General features: G+C 65.3%; 17 protein-coding genes and 1 pseudogene. 4 read left to right on the top strand and 14 right to left on the bottom strand.

Features of this window, described 5'->3' with window-relative positions:
• The 5 genes from TX76_RS00180 to dgoD all read right to left on the bottom strand — a co-directional run bounded on the left by TX76_RS00180 (position 1) and on the right by dgoD (position 5,785).
• Positions 1-861: a carbohydrate ABC transporter permease gene (locus tag TX76_RS00180; RefSeq protein WP_195155964.1), complete on the bottom strand. Its 861-nt coding sequence runs from the start codon at positions 859-861 to the stop codon at positions 1-3.
• Positions 861-1,886, bottom strand: coding sequence for a carbohydrate ABC transporter permease (locus tag TX76_RS00175; RefSeq protein ID WP_049898167.1), 1,026 nt, complete (start codon positions 1,884-1,886; stop codon positions 861-863). The genes TX76_RS00180 and TX76_RS00175 overlap by 1 nt, the downstream gene beginning before the upstream one ends.
• Positions 1,883-3,088 (bottom strand): ABC transporter ATP-binding protein, encoded by a 1,206-nt coding sequence (locus TX76_RS00170; RefSeq protein WP_079890702.1) that lies wholly within the window; start codon positions 3,086-3,088, stop codon positions 1,883-1,885. The genes TX76_RS00175 and TX76_RS00170 overlap by 4 nt, the downstream gene beginning before the upstream one ends.
• Position 3,089: 1 nt before the next feature.
• A complete protein-coding gene (locus tag TX76_RS00165) occupies positions 3,090-4,511 on the bottom strand; it encodes an extracellular solute-binding protein (protein WP_049898165.1) in 1,422 nt (473 codons plus the stop codon).
• Between the two features lie 125 nt (positions 4,512-4,636).
• Positions 4,637-5,785 carry a galactonate dehydratase gene (gene dgoD, locus TX76_RS00160; protein ID WP_049898164.1) on the bottom strand — a complete coding sequence of 383 codons (1,149 nt, stop codon included), beginning with the start codon at positions 5,783-5,785 and terminating at the stop codon, positions 4,637-4,639.
• Between the two features lie 335 nt (positions 5,786-6,120).
• Between dgoD and TX76_RS18235 the strand changes: the two are divergent.
• Together TX76_RS18235 and TX76_RS18230 are read left to right on the top strand one after the other, a co-directional pair.
• Positions 6,121-6,231: pseudogene (locus tag TX76_RS18235) on the top strand (IclR family transcriptional regulator); the annotation flags it as partial.
• A gap of 181 nt (positions 6,232-6,412) precedes the next feature.
• Complete coding sequence (locus TX76_RS18230) at positions 6,413-6,865, top strand: IclR family transcriptional regulator (RefSeq protein ID WP_049898163.1); 453 nt, start codon at positions 6,413-6,415, stop codon at positions 6,863-6,865.
• Between the two features lie 416 nt (positions 6,866-7,281).
• On the opposite strand, the gene TX76_RS00150 is transcribed toward TX76_RS18230, so the two are convergent.
• Positions 7,282-8,832, bottom strand: a complete 1,551-nt coding sequence (locus tag TX76_RS00150; protein WP_154018964.1) for an O-antigen ligase family protein — start codon at positions 8,830-8,832, stop codon at positions 7,282-7,284.
• Between the two features lie 191 nt (positions 8,833-9,023).
• Positions 9,024-10,007: an NAD-dependent epimerase/dehydratase family protein gene (locus tag TX76_RS00145; protein ID WP_049898160.1), complete on the bottom strand. Its 984-nt coding sequence runs from the start codon at positions 10,005-10,007 to the stop codon at positions 9,024-9,026.
• A 186-nt stretch (positions 10,008-10,193) separates the two neighbouring features.
• Between TX76_RS00145 and TX76_RS00140 the strand changes: the two genes are divergently transcribed.
• Positions 10,194-11,321, top strand: coding sequence for a glycosyltransferase family 4 protein (locus TX76_RS00140; RefSeq protein WP_049898158.1), 1,128 nt, complete (start codon positions 10,194-10,196; stop codon positions 11,319-11,321).
• A 97-nt stretch (positions 11,322-11,418) separates the two neighbouring features.
• Here the strand turns inward: TX76_RS00140 and TX76_RS00135 are convergent, their stop codons facing one another.
• The 6 genes from TX76_RS00135 to TX76_RS00110 all read right to left on the bottom strand — a co-directional run bounded on the left by TX76_RS00135 (position 11,419) and on the right by TX76_RS00110 (position 21,489).
• Entirely contained in the window at positions 11,419-14,622 is a 3,204-nt protein-coding gene (locus TX76_RS00135) for a S8 family serine peptidase (RefSeq protein ID WP_228842268.1), read from the bottom strand.
• A 146-nt stretch (positions 14,623-14,768) separates the two neighbouring features.
• Complete coding sequence (locus TX76_RS00130; protein ID WP_049898156.1) at positions 14,769-16,280, bottom strand: sulfatase; 1,512 nt, start codon at positions 16,278-16,280, stop codon at positions 14,769-14,771.
• Positions 16,277-17,620 (bottom strand): sulfatase, encoded by a 1,344-nt coding sequence (locus TX76_RS00125; RefSeq protein ID WP_049898155.1) that lies wholly within the window; start codon positions 17,618-17,620, stop codon positions 16,277-16,279. The genes TX76_RS00130 and TX76_RS00125 overlap by 4 nt, the downstream gene beginning before the upstream one ends.
• A gap of 10 nt (positions 17,621-17,630) precedes the next feature.
• Positions 17,631-19,007 carry a hypothetical protein gene (locus tag TX76_RS00120; RefSeq protein ID WP_049898154.1) on the bottom strand — a complete coding sequence of 459 codons (1,377 nt, stop codon included), beginning with the start codon at positions 19,005-19,007 and terminating at the stop codon, positions 17,631-17,633.
• 140 nt (positions 19,008-19,147) lie between these two features.
• On the bottom strand, positions 19,148-20,332 hold the full coding sequence (locus TX76_RS00115) for a glycosyltransferase family 4 protein (protein WP_049898153.1): 1,185 nt from the start codon (positions 20,330-20,332) through the stop codon (positions 19,148-19,150).
• A 77-nt stretch (positions 20,333-20,409) separates the two neighbouring features.
• Positions 20,410-21,489 (bottom strand): metallophosphoesterase family protein, encoded by a 1,080-nt coding sequence (locus TX76_RS00110; protein ID WP_049898151.1) that lies wholly within the window; start codon positions 21,487-21,489, stop codon positions 20,410-20,412.
• 357 nt (positions 21,490-21,846) lie between these two features.
• On the opposite strand from TX76_RS00110, the gene TX76_RS00105 reads away from it, so the two are divergent.
• Positions 21,847-23,361 carry an ArnT family glycosyltransferase gene (locus tag TX76_RS00105; protein WP_195155963.1) on the top strand — a complete coding sequence of 505 codons (1,515 nt, stop codon included), beginning with the start codon at positions 21,847-21,849 and terminating at the stop codon, positions 23,359-23,361.
• On the opposite strand, the gene TX76_RS00100 is transcribed toward TX76_RS00105, so the two are convergent.
• A complete protein-coding gene (locus TX76_RS00100; protein ID WP_049898147.1) occupies positions 23,354-23,545 on the bottom strand; it encodes a hypothetical protein in 192 nt (63 codons plus the stop codon). The two genes, TX76_RS00105 and TX76_RS00100, sit on opposite strands and share 8 nt — an antisense overlap.
• Positions 23,546-23,621 lie beyond the last annotated feature (76 nt).

Here is a 23,621-nt window from a genome sequence, read left to right as displayed (position 1 = left end):
TCATCCCTTCATCCCGCTGAGCGTCATCCCGCGGATGAAGTACTTCTGCGCCGAGAGGAACACGGCGATGACCGGGAGCACGATGACCGCGGCGGCGGCCATCACCAGCCCCCACTCGGTGAAGTACTGGTTCCGGACGGCGAACAGCGCGACCGGCAGCGTGTACATCGACTCGTCGCTGGCGATGATCAGCGGCCACTCGAAGTTCTTCCACGTCGTAACGAACGTGTAGATCCCGAGCGTCGCCAGCGCGGGCTTCGCCAGCGGCAGGTACACCTTGTAGAACGTCTGGAACTCGTTGCAGCCGTCGATCTTGGCCGCGTCGCCGAGCGACGACGGGAGGTTCATGAAGTGCTGGCGCAGCAGGAAGATCCCGATCGGCTGGGCGATCAACGGCGCGATCAGCCCCTGATAGGTGTTCACCCAGCCCAGCTCCGCGAGGAGGACGTACACGGGGATGAGCGTCACCATCGCCGGCACCATGATCGTCGCGACGAACAGGAGGAACAGCTTCTCGCGGCCGACGAACTCGATCTTCGCCAGCGCGTAGCCCGCGAGACTGTCGAAGACGAGGTTGAACGCCGTGACGCTGCCGGCGAACACGATCGAGTTGAAGAACCAGCGGCCGACCGGTTCGGTCGCGAACAGCTCCTCGAAGTTCGCCAGGGTTGGCTCGGCCGGGATGAACGACACCGACGCGCCGGTCGGATTCCCCGAAAGCGCGGTCGAGAGCATCCACCAGAGCGGGAGCGACCAGAGCAGCGCACCGAAGGTGATGCCGCCGTACAGGATCGTGGTCTTCGCCCAGTACCGGGAGCCGGAGCGTTCGTAGCCGGGGTAGTCGTAGCTCGATTTCGACATCAGTATGCCACCTCGTCCTGCTGTTCGATCCGATAGCGGTAGTAGCTGAACACGAAGACGACGGCGAACAGCAGGAAGGCCATCGCCGTCGCGCGGCCGAAGCTGCTCTGATCGAACGCCGTCTCGTAGATGAGCACGACGACCGTGGTCGTCGCGCGGGCCGGGCCGCCCTCCGCGAACGCCAGCGCGATCCCGAACACCTGGAAGGTGCCGATGATCGCGAGCACCGTGACGAAGAAGTGGGTGTTGCGGAGGTTCGGCCACGTGACGTGACGGATCCGTTGGAGACCGCTCGCGCCGTCGATCCGGGCGGCCTCGTACAGCTCGTCGGGGATGTTCTGGAGCCCGGCGAGATAGAGGATCATGTTGAACCCGATCCCGCCCCACAGCCCGATGAGCATCAGCGCGCCGAGCGCGGTTTCGGGGCTGTTCGCCCAGTCGTGGGCCAGCCCGAGCGGCCGGAGGAACTCGTTGACGACGCCGTTCTTCGAGAGCACCCACCGCCAGATCACGCCGCTGGCGGCCGCCGACAGCATGACGGGAACGAAGAAGGCGGTGCGGAAGACCTTCTTGCCACGAATGCGGCTGTCGAGGGCGAGCGCGACCAGAAAGCCCCCGACGATCTGGGTCGGCACCACGACGATCGTGTACAGCGCCGTGTTCCGGACCGCGAACCACCACAGGTTGAACGACGGACTTCTGAGCGCCCCCCAGTTGTTCTCCCACGGCCACGGCTGGAGGATATCGGCGTAGTTCCCGAGCGGGAGCCTGACGCCGAACAGCGTCACCCAGGTGAGTTCGCCGGTGCCGAGAAACAGGTTCCACTCCTGAAAGGAGAGGACGAGCGCGTAGACGATCGGTCCCAGCAAGAACAGCGTGAACACGATCACGTTCGGGAGAACGAACAGGAGCCCGGCGAAGTTGTTCTCCTCGGTCGGACGGTCGGTGACGCGCCCCACCGCGTTCCGAACTGCCGACGCGGCACGCCCGATCGAGGAACTGATCGAGTCGTCGAGCGTGCTCACGACGAGCCACCCCCGACGCTCCCGACTCCCGACGACCGGTCACCGGTTCCGTCGCTCCCGCCGGCCGTCCCGATCACGCCGGTGGCGGTCTCCTCGGTTCGGGTCCGATTGAACAGCGCCTCGCCGGTTTCGCCGTCGAAGGCGTGAACGTGGTCGGCGGGGAGCGTTGCACGAACGGTATCGCCCTCCCTGACGAGCTGGCCGCCGCCGACGGTCGCGACGAGTTCGCCCATCTCGTGATCGAGGTGGAGGACGTTCTCGTTGCCCATCGGCTCGACGATGCTAGCGGTGAACTCGGCGCTCCGCGGTCCACTCTCGGCGTCGAGGCGGATGTCCTCCGGGCGGATCCCCAGCGTGACCGCTTCGCCGGTGAGCCCCGCCGCCAGCGCCTCGCGCTGGTCGTCGGTCAGCGGGTAGGTGAAGCCGGGGAAGACGAGCGCCTCGTCGTCGAACGTGCCCTCGATGGTGTTCATCGACGGGGAGCCGATGAACGTGGCGACGAACCGATTCGCCGGCTCGTAGTAGAGTTCGAGCGGCGTGCCGACCTGCTGGAGTCGTCCCCCGTCGAGCACGGCGATCCGGTCGCCCATCGTCATCGCCTCGGTCTGGTCGTGGGTGACGTAGACCGTCGTCGCCCCGAGTTCGTCGTGGAGCTCCTGGAGCTCCGTCCGCATCTGGGTGCGGAGTTTCGCGTCGAGATTCGAGAGCGGTTCGTCCATCAGGAAGACGGCCGGATCGCGGACGATCGCCCGGCCGAGCGCGACCCGCTGCTGTTGGCCGCCCGAGAGCGCCCGTGGCCGCCGGTCCAGCAGCTCCGTGATGTCGAGCAGGTCGGCGGCCTCCTCGACGCGTCGCTCGATCTCGCTGTCGTCGAGGTCGGTCGTCATCGCGAGCCCGAAACGCATGTTGCCACGAACGGTCTTCTGTGGATACAGCGCGTAGTTCTGGAACACCATCGCGATGTCACGGTCTTTCGGTTTGACGCCGGTGACCTCGCGTTCGCCGATCCTGATCTCACCCTCGGTGACCGTCTCCAGCCCGGCGATGGTGCGGAGGGTGGTCGACTTCCCACAGCCGGAGGGACCGACGAGAACGAGGAACTCCCCGTCCCGGATCTCGAGCGACAGATCGTCGACCGCGACCACCTCGTCGTGCTCGCCCGCGAACCGCTTGGTCACTCCGTCGAGCGTCGTCCGTCCCATCCTATAGCTCGCTGTTGATCTGCCGTTCGGCTGCTTTCATGGCGTCCTCGGGGCTCTTGTTGCCGGTCAGCACCGCCTCGGCTTCCGTCATGATCGTGTCGAGGATGGCCGTGGTCTGCGGTCCGAACACCAGCGCCTGACCGGATTCGGCGAGATCGCCAAGCCCGGACAGCAACGGCCGGTCGTCGTAGAAGTCGCGGTCCAGCAGCGACTGCCGCGAGGGCAGCGAAGTGCCGGTGCTGACCCAGTCCCACATCCCCTCCTCGTTGGTGAGGGATTTCACGAGTTCGGCGGCGGCTTCGGGCTCGTTCGAGTTCGCGGACGCGGCCCACGCCGTCGTGAACACGACGGTCGCCGTCTCGCCGCCCTCCGGAACCGGCATCCCGACCTCGGTCGCCTTGTAGACCTCGCTGTACTCCTGTTCCAGCGTGGAGACGACCCACGCACCGGACATCGTCGTGCTGATCGTCTCCTCGCCCAGTGCCGGCCCCGCCCAGGTCGCCTCGAGATCGCTGCCGTAGATGCCGGCGAGATCGTCCTCGACGAGCCCGTTGAGGAACTCCATCGCCTCGATGGCCTCCGGGGAGCCGATGAGCGACTCGGTCATGTCGTCGTTGAGAACGCGGCCGCCGTTCTGCCAGATGAGCTGTACGAGCGTGTTTCGCGGCTGACTCCCGACGGCCATCGGGTACTCGACGTCCGCCGAGCTCTTGAGGCTCTCCATGGCCGATTGCCACTCGTTCCACGTCTTCGGCATCGACGCGTCCACCGATTCGAGGTGGTTCGTGTTGCACATCAGTCCGACCGGCGTGAAGTCCTTGGGAATGCCGTAGACCGTGTCCTCGTAGGTGAAGGGGGCGAGCAGGTTGTCGAGGATGCCGTCGAAGTTGTAGTCCTCGTCGTTCTGGACGTACTCGTCGAGCCCCAGGAGCGCGCCGTTGCGCATGAACTGTGGGGCCTCGTCGGCGATGAGGTAGAACACGTCCGGCTCCTCGCCGCCGGCGAACTGCGTCTGGAGGGTCTGGGAGTACTCCTCGTTCGGGATGTTCTGGTATCTGACACCGATACCGTCCGTCGAGTTGTCGTAGTCGTTCAGGATCCCCGTGACGATCTCCTGCTCGATCCCTTCGCCCCAGCTGGCTGCGTCCAGCATCGTCGCTTCGGCCGCCGCGGTTCCGTTGCCGCTCGCGTTGCCGGTTCCGCCGCCCGTCCCGTTGTCGCCGCTGCCGCCGCCCGCGCTGGCGTTCCCACCGCCCCCGCTCGCGTTGCCGGCTCCGCCGCTTCCGTTCGTCCCGTCGCCGCTGCCGCCGCCGAGGCAGCCGGCCGTCGTGCCGAGCCCGGCCACGGCTCCCGCGAGCAGCAGCCGTCGTCGCGTGATGTCGTCGTGTTCGTTGCGGTCGTCGGTCGCGTTGGGTCGTGTCATTGGTCAGTTTCGGGGCCGCCGTGTTCGTCGCTCGATACTCCGCCCGTGCGTGCCGCCGGGGGTGGCGGCCAGTGTTCGCCGCCCCCGGAGTCGTCCTCGCCCGGTGGAACCGTACGGTACATCGATCACCACTCCGCGACGCTGCCGTCCTCGTGACGCCAGACCGGGTTGTGCCAGTCGACCTCACCGGCGTTGTCGCGAACGCGCTCCTCGTCGATGTCGATCCCCAGCCCCGGCTCCGTCGGCAGCTCGACGTAGCCGTCGTCGAACGCGAACTCCGAGCGGTTCTCGAGGTAGTGGAGAACGTCCCTCGTCTCGTTGTAGTGGATGTCGAGGCTCTGTTCTTGGATGAGGGCGTTCGGCGAACAGGCGTCGACCTGGAGGCACGACGCGAGTGCGATCGGCCCCAGCGGACAGTGCGGAGCCATCGAGACGTCGTAGGCTGCCGCCATCGCCGCGATCTTCTTCACCTCGGTGATCCCGCCGGCGTGTGAGAGGTCGGGCTGGACGATGTCCACGACGCCCTGCTCGAACAGCTCCTTGAAGTCCCACCGCGAGAACAGCCGCTCGCCGGTCGCGATCGGCACGCTCGTCCGCGACGCGACCTGCGCCAGCGCGTCGTTGTGCTCGGGCAGCACCGGCTCCTCGACGAACATCGGTTCGTGTGGCTCCAGCGCGCTCACGAGGCGCTTGGCCATCGACTTCGATGCGCGCCCGTGGAAGTCGACGCCGATATCGACCTCCGGCCCGACGGCCTCGCGGACGCGGGCGATCCGTTCGACGGCGGCCGCGACCGCGGCGGGGGAGTCGACGTGCTGGAGCTCCGAGGTGGCGTTCATCTTCAGCGCGGAGAACCCCTCCTCGACCTTCTTGGTGGCGGCCTGGGCGACGCCTTCGGGTCGGTCGCCGCCGATCCACTGATAGACGCGGACTCGATCGCGGGCCCGTCCGCCGAGCAGCTCGTAGACGGGCGCGCCGAAGTGTTTGCCCTTGATGTCCCAGAGCGCCTGATCGATTCCGGCGATGGCGGACATCAGGACCGGACCGCCGCGGTAGAACCCGCCACGGTACATCGTCTGCCAGTGGTCCTCGATGCGCAGCGGGTCCTCCCCGAGGAGGTAGCCGTCGAGCAGTTCCTGAACGGCCGTCCGGACGGTCCGCGACCGCCCCTCGACGACGGGTTCGCCCCAACCGACGAGCCCGTCGCTGGTCTCCAGCCGGAGGAACAGCCATCGCGGCGGTACCGAGTACAGTTCGTAATCGACGATGCGCATTCTACCGACGAACCCCGCTACACAGTATCATGATCAACCGTCGGTAACGAGGGAAAGGTGATACTTAAATATTTTCATGGAGGTGCTGATGTCGCCTATTTCAGGACGTCTCGGCCGGTTTCTCAATTTAGAATGCGTTGGTTGATGTTCCGTCCGTTCGTTATTTGAGAACGCCCTGGAGTTCCGGTGTGGGCGAAAACGGTCGTGATACGCCCGAAGCAGGTCGGGGACGCGGTTTCCGGTCACGGCGTCCCGTCTCCGGAGTCGGCGGATCGGCCGGAGTTCGTTCGGCAATAGTGGACACCGTTAATCACGTGGCGGCCAAACGACGCGACATGACCGACTACCCGGTTCGTGCGACGCGGACGTCCGTCCGAGTCATCGAGGCGTTGCTGGAGGTACGGGAGGCGGGCGTCACCGAACTGGCCGAGCGGCTCGACCTCTCGAAGAGCGCCGTGCACAACCACCTGGTGACGCTGGAGCGGGTCGGTTTCGCCGTCAACGACGGGGGTCGATACCGACTCGGACTCCGATTTCTCGACGTGGGGATGGGGGTGCGCGACGGGATGGATCTCTGTCGGATCGGGGCCCCCCGAGGTCGACGCGCTCGCCGATCAGACCGGCGAGATGGCAGCTTTGGTCGTTCCGGAGTTCGGCCACGCCGTCTACGCCGTGACCGCCTCCAGCGGGAGGGAGCTGCCGATTCGCCTCGGGAGCCGCGTGCCGCTCCACGCCACCGCACCCGGCAAGGCCGTTCTCGCGGCCGCTCCCTCGACGGTCATCGAGGAGTACATCGAGACCCACGGGCTCGCGGCGCTCACGCGACGAACCACGACCAGCGCGGCCGACCTCCGCGACGAGCTGGGTGTCATCAGCGACCGAGGGCTCGCGTTCGATCGTGACGAGGCCTTCGAGGGGGTGCGCTCGGTCGCCGCGCCGATCCGATGTCAGGACGAGGTCGTCGGCGCACTCGCGGTCGCCGGCCCCGGCGAACGCTTCTCCGGCAAGCGACTGGAGGAAGACCTCCCCGGCCTCGTGCTCACTCACGCGAACGACATCGAGCTCTCACTCTCACAGTAACTATCGTGCACAGACAATATACAGGTACGGTTCAAGCCGTATCGTCCACTATTTGAGAACACTCTGGGTTGTAGAGGAGGTTCCCAGAGAAACACTCTGGTTCGAGACCACGGAGAGAGCCGTGGCCGTCAGACATGAGACCGAGGTGATCAACTGCGCCGATCGCTGCCTGTCCTGATCGATCCAAGAGGCGAGTGAACTGACTAGCTACGGTCCGATATATAGTGAGGACTCAAACGCCGATTTTGCTGTGCGCTCTTGCTTAGTCCGCATCGGGTCAATGAGAAACACTTCACTTCGGTCGGCGGAGTTGGCGAACAGCGAGTGGTAGGTTTCGTCGGGAAAGGATCCGAACGGCGACTGGCCGCGCCGACGAGATGGGCCTCACGCACACCCGGACCACGACGCCGTGGCTCCTAAACGATGCGACCGCTGATCGACGTCACCGTATCGCGCCAGCGCGCCGCCGCGCCGCCGACTGCGACACCCGCGAGCAGCCAGAACGCGGTGTTGCCGACGGTCCAGTGATATGACATCATCCACGACGAGTAAGCGTGGTAGGCGAACATTGCACAGATCACCGCCACCCAGAGGGCGCGTTCGTCGCCGCTCGTGTCGAACGCGAGCCGGACCGCGATCCAGAGCACCGCCAGGGCGGCGAGGAGGTACAGCCCGAACCCGACGAACCCGGTCGCGGCGAGGTTCGAGAGGTAGGTGTTGTGAACGCCGATATCAGGGCCTAAGCCGTAGCTTCGCGAGACGAGATACAGGTTCTTCCCCCCGAGACCGAAGAGCGGGTTTGCGAGCGCGATCCGCACTGCCACCACGTACTGTTCGATCCGTACCCCGATCGCGCCCCGCCCCACGACCAGTGTGCCGCCGTTGACGCTGTCGGACCGGACCAGGGCCCGGAACCCCTGGAGGAGAACGAGCGCGAACGCGACGACGGCGGTGGACGCCGGCACCAGCGCGAGCGTCGAGTACTTTCGTTTCGCCCGAACGAGCCCTACACCCAGTAAGTATGTGCCGAACACCGCACTGAGCAGCAGCAGCGTCGCCCAGCCGGCATCGGTGTTGGCAACTCGGATCGAGAGCATCGAGGCGGCGATCCCGACGCTGGCGAGCCCGACGTGTCCCCACGAGTGACGCAACGCGATCGCGAGCACGAGGGGGATGAACAGGAACAGGACCATCGCCAGCTCCCGGCCGTGGCCGACGAACCCACCGGCGTAGAAGCCGGTGGCGATCTCGGTCGCGCCGAGCGTGAACGTCGGCTGGAAGAATCGATCGGGCGGCTCGCCGAGAAACGGGAAGCCGAGCCGACCACTGTTCGTGATCTGGGCGAGCGAGATCACGAGGTGTCCGGCAGTGGCGATCACGAACGGGTAGATCGCACACCACGCGTTCGTCCGGCGCACCACGAGGGCCGCCACCGCGAACACCACGAAGTACCGGAGCTGTTCGATCGCGTACAGTCCGGCGGCCAGCCCCGAAGGACCGCTGCCGAAGAGCGCGGCGAGAAACGTCCAGCCGACGAAGCCGGCGAACGCGACCACCGCGATCACGCGGGCGGTCGGCCGGAGCGGCCCTCGGTCGGCGAGCCAGTCGTAGACGAGCACGAAAAAGAGCGGGATCGCGACCACGTCGACCGCCACGAGATCGAGGGTCGCGATCCCCGGGCCATCGACCAGCACCACCGCGATGTCGAACAGCCCGAGGACGAACACCGACGCCGCGAACCCCTCGAAGGCCACGCCGGCCGCGAGAACGGTCGCGACGTAGAGCACGCCGGCGGCCACGACGAGCGCGGGCGTCGGGAGGTCGCTCGCGAGGCCGACCGCCGGGACCACGACGGCGAGGAGGCCGGTCAGCAGCGCGGCGGTCCACGCGTACGTCACCGCGTCGCTGTCGCCGGCGAGGACGGCCCCCTCGGGCGTGTCGAAACGCCAGGTGGTGATCCCACTCACGTCCGATCTCTGACAATCTACGACACAGGACGACATACATCTGTCGGTCCCCATGATACGGCCACACGACCGGCGCATGGGTTTTCCGAGATTGAAGTGGATGCCTTCGACCGATCAAACCAGTTTGTGGTCGCTCTCGAGGAACCGAAGCCGTGGTAATTGCCGAGTGGGACGAGTGTCAACTGGGTGATTCAGGAGGATCGGACGAGCGGTTCGTACCACTCTCGATTCGCCCGATACCACGCGATGAACTGCCGAACACCGCTCCGGATGTCTTCGGTGGGTTCGTAGCCGAGCACGTCGCCCGCCTTCGTCACGTCGGCGTGAGTGTGTTCGGCGTCGCCGGCCTGACGCTCGCCGTGCTCGATGGAGAGGTCGGGTGCAATCTCGTCCCGGATCACCTCGGCGAGCGTCGCGATCGAAACGGTGTCGGTGCTGCCGATGTTCAGAACCTCGCCGTCGGCGGCGTCGGTATCGAGCAGTTTCGCGTTCGCGCGGACGACGTCGTCGATGTAGGTGAAATCCCGCGTCTGGGAGCCGTCGCCGTAGACGACGGGTGGTTCGCCGTTCGCACACCGGGAGACGAAGTTGCTGATCGCCATGTTCGGGCGCATCCGTGGACCGTAAACGGTGAAGTAACGGAGCGCCACGGTCGAGAGGTCGTAGAGGTCACCGTACACCCGGACGTAGTTCTCGGCGGCGAGCTTCGAGACGCCGTAGGGACTGATCGGGGTCGTGGGGTGGTCCTCGTCGTAGGGGAGATCGCGTGGTTTGCCGTAGACCGACGACGAACTCGCGAAGACGATCCGCTCGACGGGGGAGGCACGCGCCGCATCGAGGACGTTCAGCGTCCCCTCGACGTTGATGTCGTCGACCCGTCGGGGGTTCTCGACGCTGGTTCGCACGCCGGCCTGGGCGGCCTGATGGTAGACGTACGCCGCCTCGTCCACCAGGTCGGCGACGAGGTCGGCATCACGAACGTCCCCCTCAACCAGTTCGTAGCTCCCCGAACCGCCGTGGGCGGCCTCGCGGGCGCACTCGATGTTTCGGCGCTTGATGTCGACGTCGTAGTACGGATCGAGGTCATCGAGCACGACCACGTCGTGACCGTCGCGGACGAACTGTTCGGCGAGATGCCCGCCGATGAACCCCGCACCGCCGGTGACGAGTATCATTCCCTCGAAGGGGAGACGACCGTCGGCTAAAGCGTACCGATTGCTGGATTGCTGGTCGGTGATCGGATATGTCGAGCCGATCGAACCGCGATTCCGTACTCCGGAAGACATGACGGTAGCGTGGCTCGTTCGTCGGCACCGGCGGATCAAACGGCTTTTGTCCTCCCGGGTACCGCCCTACGGCAGATGCGCATTCTGCGGGTGACCCAGAAACTCTATCCGGAAACGATGGGGGGTGGAGCCTACCACGCGCACGCCCTCAGCCGCGACCAGGCCGCGATGGGTCACGACGTGACGGTGCTGACCGTCACCGACGATGACGATCGACCACGGCACGAGGAACGCGACGGCTACACCGTGCTCCGCCGTTCGGTGACCGCCGAACTGCTCGGCAACGACCTCTCGGCCGGTGTCGCACGCTTCCTCCGCGGGGCGGCCGATTACGACGTGATTCACGCCCACTCACACCTCTACTTCTCGACCAATCTCGCGGCGCTGAAACGCGGGTTCGACGCCACCCCACTCGCGATCACGAACCACGGACTCTACTCGCAGTCGGCCCCCGAGTGGCTGTTTCGGTGGTATCTCCGGACGCTCGGTCGTGGCACGTTCGACAGCGCCGACGTCGTGTTCTGTTACACCGCTGCCGACGGACGACGACTGCGGGAGTTCGGCGTCGAAACCGACATCGAGATCGTGCCGAACGGGATCGATACCGACCGTTTTCGCCCCGACGGACCGGCGAGCGATCTGATCGAGACGGGCGATCCGACGATCCTGTTCGTGGGCCGGCTGGTTGGCGGGAAACGGCCGAACGACGCGCTGGCGGCGATCGAACGGGTTCGTGCATCCCACCCGGACGCACGGTTGGTGTTCGCCGGAGACGGTCCGCTCGGGGCGGATCTCGAACGGCACGCTGCCGACAACGATCTCGGTTCGGCCGTCGAGTTTCTCGGGGCGATTCCCTACGAGGAGATGCCACAGCTGTACCGTGCTGCGGACCTGTTCGTTCTGCCGAGCCGTGCCGAGGGGTTGCCGCGGACGGTGCTCGAAGCCCTCTCGACGGGCGTTCCGGTCGTGACGAGCGACCTCCCCCAGCTGCGGTCGATCGTCGAAGGGGTGGGGCGCACTGTTCCCGTCGGTGACGTCGCTGGCTTCGCAGCGGCGCTCGACGATCTCGCGTCGGCCCCGGAGCACCGGACGAAACTCGGCGAACGCGGACGGGAACTGGTGACTGCCGACTACGACTGGAGCGACACGGTCGCACGGACGACGGCTCGACTAAAAACGCTCCACGAGAACGCAGATCGGTGACTGGAGACGGCTCCTTTCGCTCATCGGTCATCGATATGTCGAGCGTCGTCAGAGAGGTTGGGACGGAGAGTGTGACGGGCTCTGCGTTCCGAGTGGGTCAGTCGTCGCCGGCGACCGGGTCGCCGGCCGCCGGTTTCGACGCCATCGTGTCCGTGGTGGCGGTCGCGGACGAATCGATCGTCGTTCGATAGGCACGGTAGGCGTCGACCTGTTCGCCGTCGTGTGTCACCGTTTCGGTCCCGCGTGCGCCGTCGAAGACTGCCCAGTCGGTTTCCTTGTCCTCGTTGAACCAACACCACATGTCGATCCCGCGGTCGTCGAAGTAAGTGAGGGCGTTCCGTATCCACTCGTCCTTTCGCTGTGGGTCGTGTCCCGACTTCGTCATCGAACTGCTGGCGAACTCCGCGACGCAGACCGGCTTGTCGGCGAGGTCGCGGAGTCTGTCGAGCATCCCGCCGTAGACGCTGTCCGGCGACTCCCATCCAGACCAGCTCTGGCTCTGGCCCCAGTTGTAGCCATCGAGACCGAGCCAGTCGACGTACGAATCGCCGGGATACAGCTGCTCTGCGGAGTGAGAGCCGACATCCTCGGCGTTCACACACCACATCCAGTCGACGGCGTCCCCGGTCAGTCCCTGCCGCTCGAACCGATCGTGGACGTGTCGCCACATCCGGCCGTAGCTCTCTGCCGAGGAGCTCCCCACCGTCGGCGACCACGGATACCAGTCGCCGTTCATCTCGTGGGCGAGCCGGACGTACGCACGCCGGTCGGTGGAAGCCGTGAGGAACTCCTGTAGTCGGCCGGCCCATCGATCGATGTACTGATCGTACTCTCCATCGCCGATCCGGACCTCGATATCGTCCGGAGTGGTGTCCGCGAGGCTTTCGATGTACGCGTCGTACTCGTTGCGCTCGACGAGGGCTGCGGTGTCGACCGACGAAGTTCGTGTATCTGGCGTGTACGGTTCCCATGTAATCAGCGGCACCCGACCTGCGTTCCAAATCCGGGGGAGGATTCGATCGAACAGCCAGTTCATGTGACCCTCGTCCGGGTTCCACGGAACGAACAGGTTCTGAACAGGGTAAGGAGCGTTTTGCCACTCCTCCATTCGACCAACGGCACTAAAATCCGCGTCGCTGAGGCCGCTGTAGACGCCAATGGTTGGAGAGTCGCTCTTGTTTGTCTCTTCACCGTTCCGATAGACGGTCGCACCGCTGTCCACACTGACGTCGGTGAGTTCGCCCGCGATGTGATAGCTGTCGGAACCGCTGCCGACACCACCGGAAACGCGACCCGCGTCGACATCGATTTCGTCGGCATCGCCGATGTACTTCCGCGGAGCGACACCACCGGTTGCGGTAAACTCGTAGGTGCTCCACGACCCGCTTCCCTCGACGGTGAGGACATCCGGCAGGTACTCCTCCACATTCAGAGCTTCGCCGTCGAGGTACACCGTGGCGTCGCCGCTCAGGCTGAGGCTCGTGATCTCGCCGGTGATGGTGTACCCATCGGAGCCGTCGATCACCCCGCCGGTCGCGCGCGTCCCGCTGGCGCTGATCTCGTCCGCCCCGCCGATGTTGTTCCGCGGGCTGATGCTCCCGCTCACCGAGAACCCGTAGGCGGTCCACGCGCCGTCGTTCTCCGCGATCGTGAGCGAGTGCTCCTCGGCTCCACCTCCACCAACGTCGAGTCGCTCGCCGTTTCGATAGACGTCGGCAGTCCCCTCGACGCTGACGTCGGTGAGCTCGCCCGCGATGTGATAGCTGTCGGAACCGCTGCCGACACCACCGGAAACGCGACCCGCGTCGACATCGATTTCGTCGGCATCGCCGATGTACTTCCGCGGAGCGACACCACCGGTTGCGGTAAACTCGTAAGTGCTCCACGACCCGCTTCCCTCGATCGTCAGTACGTCGGGCAGGTACTGCTCGACGCTCACTTCCGCGCCATCCATGTACAGGGAGACGTCGCCACTCAAGCTGAGGCTCGTGATCTCGCCGGTGATGGTGTACCCATCGGAGCCGTCGATCACCCCGCCGGTCGCACGCTGCCCATCGGCGCTGATCTCGTCCGCCCCGCCGATGTTGTTCCGCGGGCTGATGCTCCCGCTCACCGAGAAGCCGTAAGTGGTCCACGCGCCGTCGTTCTCCGCGATCGTCAGTTCTCTCGGGAGTGGCTCATTGACAGCCGCCGCTGCGTTGATCCGACCGGCTCCTTGTTTCTCGCTCGTCAACCCGACATCGACAGCCGTGTTCTTCAGCTGAGTGCGCGCTTTCTCGTTCGAGAAGCTTTGCTGCGACAGCACTAGAGCCGCAACGCCCGAAACGACCGGTGTTGCCATCGAAGTCCCTGAAAGCGAACTGCTGTAACCATCATCGACCCATGTCGAGAGAAGGTTGGTTCCTGGCGCAGCGAGTTCGATTTCGGGACCTGTATTCGAATACGAGGCAAGGGTGCCATCGGGGTCGAGCGCCGAGATCGCCATGCACTCGCTGTAAGCCGCAGGATAGGTGACTGAACCGCCGTAATCGTTGCCTGCAGCGGCGACGAGCAACACGCCATTTCCGTACGCGTAGCTGACGGCCTTTTGTAGCGTCCCGGTGTATCCACCGCCGCCGATCGAGAGATTGATGATGTCCGCACCGTTGTCCGCGGCCCACTGGATGCCGTCGGCGATAGCGGAGGTGTATCCCGTACCGGATTCGTCGAGCGCACGAACGCTGAGCAGCGACGCGTTGCTGATGCCGGCGACACCCACGCTGTTGTCGGTCCCGGCGGCCGCAATGCCCGCGACGTGTGTACCGTGGTCTTCGGTGCTGAGATCGTCAGGATAGGGATCGTCGTCGTCATCGACGAAGTCCCGACCGACGTCGCTTGCCATGTTCCCCTCGAGATCTGGATGATCGTACTTGATACCTTCATCCACAACTGCGATCGTGACGTCACCGTCGCCAAGGGTGGTGTCCCACGCGTTCGGTGCGTTCACCATCTCGGGGGCGTACTGGTCGTCGAAGCGAGGATCGTTCGGAACCAGCAGGGTCTCGTAGATCGCGTTCGGCTCCGCGTACTCGATGCCAGGCCGGTTGGCGACGCTCTCGGCGACTCGGGCCTTCGCGGCCGTAGATGTCTGCTCGGGAAGTTCGGCTCGCACGTAGCCCAACGTGCTGTTTCGGCCGACGACTCGGGCCTCGGCCGGGAGTGCGCGTTCGGCCGTTCGGACGGCGTTCGTCGAAGGAGCAACCCCGATGAGCAGTTCGTTCGGTTCTCCGCCCGATTGAGGACGGGCAGCTCCGGGTTCCACTGCACTACCGAGCAATCCGAAGCTCCCAGCAGCCTTCAAAAAACGACGACGGTCGAAAGGCGTATTCCCAGCCATAGGTAGGACAGAGAAGGAACTAAAGTAAATCTTTGTATCAGTAGGTCATCGGATAAGTGGGCCGTTCGCGGCTACTGGAGGTAACCGAGGTCTTCAAGTCGTGCTTCCGTGTCGTCGCTCATCGAGACCGCCCCGCTCGCGGCGGCGTGTTCGAACGACGCCAGCCACTCGTCGATCGCATCGCCGAGTGCCGTCGCCCGTTCGGGATCGTCGGCAGCACGATCGTTCCGTTCGTCGGGATCGTCTTCGAGCCGGTAGAGTTCGCGCGAGCCGTCCGAACCCCGGATCAGTTTCCAGCCGTCGGCGCGGATCGCGCGCAGCGACCGATCGAAGCGGCGCACCTCGGGGGAGAGGCTGCCGACGCGCCGTTCGAGCGCGTCCATCGACGGCTGCGGGGCCACGTACTCCGCGATGGCGCGTTCGCGCGGCTCCACCTCGGCGCTGGGATGCACGGAGCGTCCCTGGAACGTCTCACGGGCCGTAGGGGCGGTCACGTCGGCGGCGTCAAGCAGCGTCGGCGGGAGATCGACGAGCTGGACGGGATCGTCGACGACACCGCCGCCGGCGAACGCGCCGCCGTGGATCACCAGCGGCACGTCGAGCAGCGTCTCGTACAGGCAGTACTGGTGGTCCATCAGCCCGTGGTCGCCGATGTTCTCCCCGTGATCGCTGGTGAGGACGAACACCGTGTCCTCCCACTCGCCCGCTGCCCGGAGCGTGTCCCTGAGCTCGCCGATGCGTTCGTCGAGATAGGCGAGTTCTGCACGATAGAGGCCACGGAGGGCGGCGAACTCGCGCTCGGTGTGTTCGACATCGCCCGCGATGTAGCCCCACGCGTCCTGGGAGATCGCCATCGCCTCCTCGTAGGAGACGCCGTCGGGGAGGTATCGTTCGGCGTGGGCTTCGGGAGGACGGTACTCGAGATGGGGTTCGAGGTAGTTGGCGAACAGGAAAAACGGTCGGGAGGACTCCCGAGCGGCGAGCCAGTCGGCCACCTCCCGATTGGCCCGTCGCGCACCGTCGTCCTCGCGCTTGCGGAAGAACTGGCCGTAGACCGCGTTGGCGACGTTGACGAGCGGGTTGCCCTCGACGAGCCGCGCGGCGAGCGCGCGGACGGTCTCGATACCCTCGGTAGTGCGGGCTACCTCGCCGAGGTCCGTCTCCGACTGGACGTACTGCCACGTCTTGTGGAACGTTTCGAACCCGCGGCCGAAACCGAACTCCTCGCTGATCCACGTGTTGTTCGAGACCGCGACCGTCTCGTAGCCCCCGTCCCGAAAGCACTCCGCGAGCGTCGGCAGATCGTCGTCGAGATACTTGTGGTCGGCGTGCGCGCCGTGTTTCGAGGGATACGTGCCGGTGAACAGCGAGGCGTGAGAGGGGAGCGTCCACGGGGCAGCGGCCCACGCGTTCGAGAACGTCGTCCCCGCTTCGGCGATCGATCGGATCGTCGGCGTCGTCTCCGTGCCTTCGATCGCGGCGTCGGGGCTGTCGCCGGCCAGGCCGTCGTCCCCGGTTCCCAGCGTGACGTCTGCGGCGCGCGCCGTGTCCATGACGACGAGGACGACGTTCGGCCGGCTCATTCCTGGTAGCCGAGCGCCTGTAGTCGCTCTTCGACGCCAGGCTGGGACGCGAGGTCCGGGATCTGGATGCCCGCCGACGTCCGTTCGATCCGTTCGAGGCGGGCGTCGAGGTGGTCCTCGAATTCGTCGACCACCTCCGGGTGGGCATCGGCGACGTTCTCGGTCTCGTCCGGATCGGCGTCGAGGTCGTACAGCAGCGTTCGATCCGCCTTGCCGTCGTAGAGGAACTTCCAGCGCTCGGTCCGGAACCCGAACCGGAGCGCGGTTTCGCCGCGGATCTCCTTTTCGGTCACGACGACGTCGAACGACGGCGCGCTCCCCTCCCGGAGCAGCGGGAGCAGCGACTCCCCGACCAGGCGCTGCTCCATCTCCTCGGTGAGTTCCGCGCCCGCGAGATCGAGCGCCGTCGGCAGGATATCCACACAGCGCACGAGGTCGTCGACGCGCTGAGGCTGGTCGATGTCGGTCCCATCCGGGAACGACATGAGGAGCGGAACGCGGGTGAGCTCGTCGTAGGGAAGGTTGCTGTGGCCGTAGTCGTCGTGTTCGTAGAACTCGTCGCCGTGATCGCCGACGACCACGACGAGCGTGTCGTCGAGCTGGCCCCGCCAGTCGAGGCGGGCGAGGAACTTCCCGAGCTCGTCGTCGAAGTACTCGACCTCCTTTCGGTAGTTCGTTCGCAGCTCCTCGTGTTCGGCCGGCGTGACGTCCTCGGCGGCGTTGACGGCCGCCTTTCGCCACAGCTTCTCCGCCCGGAACTTGTTCCGGTAGGTGAACTCGCCACCGGGGAGGTACGGGCCGTGGACGTCCATGTACTGCGTCCAGAGGAACCACGGCTCCGGGGCCACTTCGGTCCACTTCGCGAGACGGTCGTTCACCCGTGGCGAGGGCATGTACGGCGTCCGTCGCAACAGTCGGACGAACTTGTTGGCGTACCGGAGCAGGTCGTCCGGGGCACGTTCGAGCAGGCCGTCGGTCTCGAACGGCAGGATGTTCTCCTCGAAGGTGTCGAACCCCTTGTCGAAGTTCCGGAGTCGGGAGACGTTCGGGTTCGAGTGGATCGCGCCGGTCGCGTACCCGTTGTCGTGGAACTGCTCGGCGAAGGTGGGCTGTTCGTCCTCGATGTACCAGTGGCCGCCGTATTCGAGGGGGTACCGGCCGGTGAGCATCGCGGTCATCGCCGGGGCCGTGCTGATCCCCTGGGAGTAGCAGCGATCGAAGACGACGCTCTCGTCGGCGAGGCGGTCGAGCGTCGGCGTGTCGTACGACTCGTCGCCGAAGACCGCGTCGTACCGGAGCGAGTCGACCACCAACAGGAGGACGTTCGGTGAGGACGACATGTGTTTCTCGTCAGTCGACGTCGGACGGGTTAGTGTTTTCCGAATCGAGCGGCGTCGGATCGGTCGTGCTGGAACGGCGATCGTCGAGCCGGGCGAAAAGAGTGCCGAATCCGATCGCGGCGAAGACGAGGATCACGGGGACGAACTGGATGCGCCGCCGGAAGGCCGCACCGGCGTTCAACTCGATGATCGCGTACGCGGCGATCCCGCTCGCGGCGTACGCCAGCATGGTGAAGCGTTTCGCGACGTCGCCCCGGGCCCAGAAGAACCCCGGTACGGCCACCAGAACGGCCACGGCCATCGCCCACCCGGAAACCCCGGCAAGGAGATCGGCGACGCCGTTCACCTGCCACGGCATCGGCGAAAACAGGTAGTAAAACACCTTGATCGGGAGGTAGAGCAGGACATCGAACCACGACTCGTAGTGGAGGTCAGTGAGGTAGGTGGTCGCACCCTTGTTTCGTCCCTGCGCGTACCTATCGAGGATCCGTGGAGAGATCGCCGTCCCGACGCCGGTGAGCTTGCCGATGTTGAGCGCGAGATAGGCGAACAGCGGGACCAGGAGAAGCCCCACGAGCCCGATGGATCGTGGCGAGCGCCGGTATCTGAGCGCGATCGCGGCGGCGAACGTGACGGCGATGATGGCGACGTTCTCCCGCCGCGCGAGGTAGATCACCACGGCGATGAGCGCGAGCGCGGCGACGTCGCGCAGCCATGGCCAGGCTTGCACCCAGTTCCGTGGTCGCTCTCGATCCGTCCACTGGAGCGCGATCCAGAGCATCGTCAACATGGTGAGCGCGACGATCACCTCGCGCTGGATGACGACCGATCGGTAGAGGATCGACGGCCAGAAGACGACGATCCCGGCGGCGAGAACGGCGTTCCGATGCGTCGTCACCTCGGCCGCGAGCTCGTACGCGACGTAGCCGATCAGCGTCCCGAAGCCGGCGATGGCGAGTTCGCCGGCGACTTCCCATGACCCAAGGAGCACGTAGAACGGCGCGAGCACGTACGCGACGAACCGTCTCGTGCGCGACGGGATCGTGGGTCCGTCGAGGAACTCCCCCTGCGTCCACAGGTCCGCGAGCGCCGCCGCGTTCGCGGAGTGTTCGACCGAGATCGGCGGCTGGGAGAGGACGTGGAGCTGTGCGTTGACGAGGATGATGGCGGCACGAACCAGGAAGGCCGCGATCAGTAGCGCCGTGAGGTACTTGCCCGCCCGATACTGACGGTATCCGAGAGCGGATAGCCCGGCGACGAGGACGAACACCCCGAACCAGGCGAACAGGAACTGCGTCACGAGACCGACTCCGACGAGGGTTCCGACGAGTACGAGAACCAATCGCAGATTCGGCCGCCAGGTGGATGTCTGTGTCCCGAGTTCCATTGTCGATCCAGTTCGATCTCGGCCAGCCCCCACACCGAGAGCCTGTCTTCGCTCCTCAGGGACGCACAAAAACTCTTGCGAACGGGCGTTCCCGTTCGGGTCGCTGTAGTCGTGGGGTCGGTGTGGGGATCAGTCCCGTCTCACGACGATCGTTCCGGAGACCGTAGCGGGCGAGACGGTTCGTCCGCGACGATCCGTTCGTACAGCGGGAGGAGTCGGTTCTCGACGATGTGGGTGTAGTCGTACTCGCGAACCGATGCACGGGCGTTCGCTCCCAGTGCCTCCCGTTTCGCCGGCGAGTCGACCAGTTCACGAATCGCGTCCGCATACGCCGCTTTCGAATCGGGACGGAGAAGCCCGTTACCGTCCTGTTCGACGAACCGTCGATTCCCGGGCGTATCGGTCGCGAGAGCGGGCAGCCCCGACGCGAGGAACTCGACGGTCTTCAGCGGCGGCTGGATCCGATACGGCCGGCGATCCGGGATGTACGCGAACCCGACGTCGAACGCACGGACGTGTTCGGGAACGTCCGCGAACGGGATCTCGCCGGTGAAGATCACCGCGTCGGAACACCCGAGCCTGGCGGCGGTTCGTTCGAGATCGGCCCGGGCGTTCCCGCCACCGACGACGACGAGTTTGCTTTGCGGATGGGTCTCATGGGCCGCGGCGAACGCCTCGATCATCCGATCGAGGGCGCGCGACTCGTTGAGAACGCCGGTGTACCCGAACACGACGTCCGTCGATGACAGCCCGAGGGATCGGCGTATCTCGCTGCCGTCGCCGGGACGAAACCGCTCGAAATCGGCACCCAGCGGAACGATTTCCGCGGCGTCGTCGTCCAGCAGAACGCTTTCGGCCATGACTCGGTCCAGCGTGTTCACGTTGTCGGCGAGCGTCGCCTGGACGTTGAGCGCGACCCGCGAGATCCAGTTCAGGAGTTTGCTGCTCGTGCCGATACCCCGGATGTCGACGACGACGTTCTCCGGCGCGTCGAGCCACGGCACCGGATGGAGGACGAGGCCGAGGTTCGGAAATCCGAGCATGTGGAGCACGTCGATCGGATCGGTCCGGCACAGCTCGTCGATCTTCCGCAACCCCCGGTAGCCGAACCGGGTCGGCTCGATCGATTTCCGGGTCGATTTGTCGGTGGGGATTCTGTGTACGGTCACGCCGTCCACTACCTCGTGTGCTGGCTGAGTGGGAGCGGTCCGTGCCGCGATGACGGTGACGTCGACGCCGAGACTCGACAGTATGCGGGGGAACTCGTTCGTCGCGGTCGCGTTGTTCTGCGGATACTCCTTGTGATAGAGATAGCAGACGTGCACTGTCCGAGGCCACCGCTCCACCGTATTTATCGGTTCTCCTTCCTCCACAGCCGTCGCAAATGCTCGCCGCCACGGACTCAGCCGCCAGCGTTGGAAGAGCAGTCGTTCCGACGTAGCGAGCGGAGCGCGTCCGTCTCGTAGCGCCAGTTGGCGCTCGTCCGCACATCCCAGTCCGCGTATGAGGCGATCGCCTGCCAGCCGGCGGGTGAGATGGCGACCTTGGTGTACGGGACGAGACGCTCTGACGAACGGCTGTGTCGAACCGCGTCGCCCTCGGCGAAGTAGTTCGGCGAGCACGTGTGGACGTGCGGTGATCCACGGCTATCGGTCTGGACACGCACACGCTTCCAGTTCGGGGCGTGATGCGAGTGGCCGAAAAACCCCCCGACGTAGCCGGGTGCCGAGTGGAGATGTTCGAGTGCCGTGGTCGCCCCTCGTGTGGAGTCGTACTTCGTGCCGTCGCCACCGGTCAGCGGAACGTGGGAGACCGAAAACAGCGGACCGTCGGTCTCCGCGACGATATCACGCAGCCAGCAAAGACACTCCTGCGGGATCCGGTGATCGGTGGTATTCTGTTTTCGGTTCGTTTCGGTGTACGCGGAGTTCAGCACGGCGAAGGTGACTCCCTTCCGTTTCACCGTGTAGAACGTGTCTTCGAGTCCGTCCCAGCCGTAGATCGAGTACGTCCGTTCGATGTCCGCGTTCGGCCACATGTACTCGTGGTTGCCGAGGACGTGGTGAACGGGTGCGTCGAGAACGTCGTCCAAAAACGCCCTCGCCTCGCGAATGCCGCGTCTGATTGCCCCCGGCGGGCGTTCGGCCCGACCACAGCATCCGTCGACGAGGTCGCCCTGTTGGACGACGAAGTCCGCTCCCCATTCGTTGAGCTCGGTTGCAGCCCTGCGGAGGTTTTCCTTGGCCACCTCCTTCGAGACGATGTGTTGCGGGCGGGGCTCGTCACGCCAGTGGATGTCCGAGACGATCCCCACTTTGAGCGGGTCCGCGTTCCGGATCGCCGGCGAGAACCGAACGGGCGAGTCGTCCCGTCGAAACTCGGCGGACTCGTCGTCCTGTATGGAGGAAGCAGCGGTGGTGGACCCTGCAGTGCCGACGATCGCAGCCCCGGCAGTGGCCTGAAGAACGGTGCGTCTCCGCATCGTCTTGCGGCTGTCACTATCTGACATAGCCACCACCGGTCAACAATCGCTCTACGTCAATAAAACTGGTTACAGGATACACATGAGGTCCGGCTGCGCGGTCCGAATCCCGCGCTGACCGAACAACTGTGCACAATAAACAACAGTAGATACATGACGCTTGCGTGTGACTGACCGCCCCGTCCACATCGCTTCGATAACCGTCCGGCCCGGTCACTCGACGTATCTCTGTCCTGACACCGGTTACGAACGACCGTTTCGGTGTTCTGTCGGGTCACGTCCGAGTACCGGTGGCGAACCGCGAGCCAGGCGAAGATCCAGAATAGTGAAGTAAGTTCCACGTATCCCGAACATCCAGTGTCAATCAATCTCGGAGGGCGATTTTCGTCGCCCGAAATACAGCGCCACCACTTCAGCGTCACTCTCCTGACCGTCGTCGGGCTGGTACTCTATCTCAACGGTCTCGGCATCCCAGCACTCGTCCGCTGGGACGGGGCGATCTACGCGAGCGCCGCCCGGTTCGCGCTTCAGGATGGCCACTGGATCATCCCTCATGTCTACTGGCGCGGTCAGCCACACCTCTGGCAGCCGTTTCTCGACAAACCGCCGCTCGTCTACTGGCTCCAAGCGCTGTCGATCGGGGTGTTCGGCGTCACGAGCTTCGCGGCGAAGCTTCCGTCGGCGCTCGCGACGGTCGCGCTCGCAGTTCTCGTCTACCTGATCGGGACCGACCGCTACGACGAGTTCGCCGGTCTCGCCGCGGGATTCCTCCTCCTCGGTCTCCCACCCGCCTTTTTCATCTCACATGGTGGGCGGACCGCTGCGACGGACATGCCGCTCGCACTCTTCGGAACCGCGTTCGTGTGGTGTGTGTGGAAGGGGAGAGAGAACGGCCGCTATCTGCTATGGGCGGGCGTTTTCGGCGCGCTGGCCGTCCTCGCAAAGGGGGTTGCCGCCAGCGTGTTCCTCGTCATCGCTATCCCGATCGTACTCGTCGGCTGGCGTGACTATCCACCTCGGAAGTTGGCGGGCGGCGTGCTCGTTGGCCTCGTCGTCACCTTGCCGTGGTTCGTCGCCGCGGCGGTTCTCCGGGGCGACGCGCTCTATTCACAGATGATCGCAGACCAGGTCATCCGACGGGCGACCGGCGCGAAGTCCACGAGCGGTGGCCCGGCAACACTCATCCCTCGGTCGAACTACCCGTTCTTCAGACGCTTCCCGATCTACTACCGCCTGACGAGGTATCTCGTCCTCGGCGCGGCCGGGGCGCTCGCGCTCTCGCTCCCGGCGCGACGCGGCGGCTGGAAGGCGGATGCGGTCCTCCTGTGGTGGCTGTTTGCGGTGCCCTTTGTCTACAGTTTCGCAGGGGGGAACCACAAGTGGTATTTGCTCCCCTCGATCGTCCCGGCCGCCCTGATCGTCGGGCGGGTTGGATCCGCGACGGTGGGTGTGTTCAACGATACGGTGCGTCCGCGCCTCAGTGGACGGTCGCCGATCAACTATCAGGTGTTCGTGGTGCTCACGCTTGTCGGCCTCACGGCACTCGTGGCGATCCCTGGGCACTATCCCCCCAGCGGCGGTGATCCGATCGGCTCGTACAACACCGAACAGCGCGCCATCGGGAACGCATTCGCGAATCTCGCCGAACCCGGCGAGACCGTCTACGTCGACGATGAGATCCGCGCGAACCTCATCGTGTTTTCCTATCAGGTTGATCGGCAGCTTGAGGGAGTGGACACGGAGGGACTCAACGGAGACGAAGACGTGCGGCTGGCGCTGGTTGCCAACGATCGTCTCCCCGATCTCCGCCGGGACTACCAGATAGTCGGGAAGGTTCCGACGGCGGACGCGACGGCGATCCGCTTCACGTGATTTGCTTGAGAAAGGCGAGGTAACTCGTCACGAAGGACAGTACCGAGACGACGCACGCCCCACAGAACGCGCCGCGCGAGAGGCGGATCGGGAGGACGGTAGCGGGGACGAGCAGGAGGGCTACGACTCCGGAGTATACCCCGAGATAGGCCGCTCGATCTTCGAGTGTCACGTACTGTTTCATGTGGGAACGGCGGCGAGCGGTGACTTAACACTACCCATGCCGTTTGGCTGAGAACGACCCGTGCTCACCCGCTTAC

The sequence above is a fragment of the Halococcus agarilyticus genome (genome assembly GCF_000334895.1).
Classification (GTDB): domain Archaea; phylum Halobacteriota; class Halobacteria; order Halobacteriales; family Halococcaceae; genus Halococcus; species Halococcus agarilyticus.
The sequence above is the reverse complement of the archived record's forward strand: the minus strand, read 5'-3'. Positions and strand labels throughout refer to the sequence as shown.

Bases quoted from the DNA above. Each gene is read 5' to 3' on its own strand.
- TX76_RS00180 (WP_195155964.1), bottom strand. From the start codon at position 861: ATGTCGAAATCGAGCTACGACTACCCCGGCTACGAACGCTCCGGCTCC.
- TX76_RS00170 (WP_079890702.1), bottom strand. From the start codon at position 3,088: ATGGGACGGACGACGCTCGACGGAGTGACCAAGCGGTTCGCGGGCGAG.
- TX76_RS00165 (WP_049898165.1), bottom strand. From the start codon at position 4,511: ATGACACGACCCAACGCGACCGACGACCGCAACGAACACGACGACATC.
- dgoD (WP_049898164.1), bottom strand. From the start codon at position 5,785: ATGCGCATCGTCGATTACGAACTGTACTCGGTACCGCCGCGATGGCTG.
- TX76_RS18230 (WP_049898163.1), top strand. From the start codon at position 6,413: ATGGCAGCTTTGGTCGTTCCGGAGTTCGGCCACGCCGTCTACGCCGTG.
- TX76_RS00145 (WP_049898160.1), bottom strand. From the start codon at position 10,007: ATGATACTCGTCACCGGCGGTGCGGGGTTCATCGGCGGGCATCTCGCC.
- TX76_RS00140 (WP_049898158.1), top strand. From the start codon at position 10,194: ATGCGCATTCTGCGGGTGACCCAGAAACTCTATCCGGAAACGATGGGG.
- TX76_RS00130 (WP_049898156.1), bottom strand. From the start codon at position 16,280: ATGAGCCGGCCGAACGTCGTCCTCGTCGTCATGGACACGGCGCGCGCC.
- TX76_RS00125 (WP_049898155.1), bottom strand. From the start codon at position 17,620: ATGTCGTCCTCACCGAACGTCCTCCTGTTGGTGGTCGACTCGCTCCGG.
- TX76_RS00120 (WP_049898154.1), bottom strand. From the start codon at position 19,007: ATGGAACTCGGGACACAGACATCCACCTGGCGGCCGAATCTGCGATTG.
- TX76_RS00110 (WP_049898151.1), bottom strand. From the start codon at position 21,489: ATGCGGAGACGCACCGTTCTTCAGGCCACTGCCGGGGCTGCGATCGTC.
- TX76_RS00100 (WP_049898147.1), bottom strand. From the start codon at position 23,545: ATGAAACAGTACGTGACACTCGAAGATCGAGCGGCCTATCTCGGGGTA.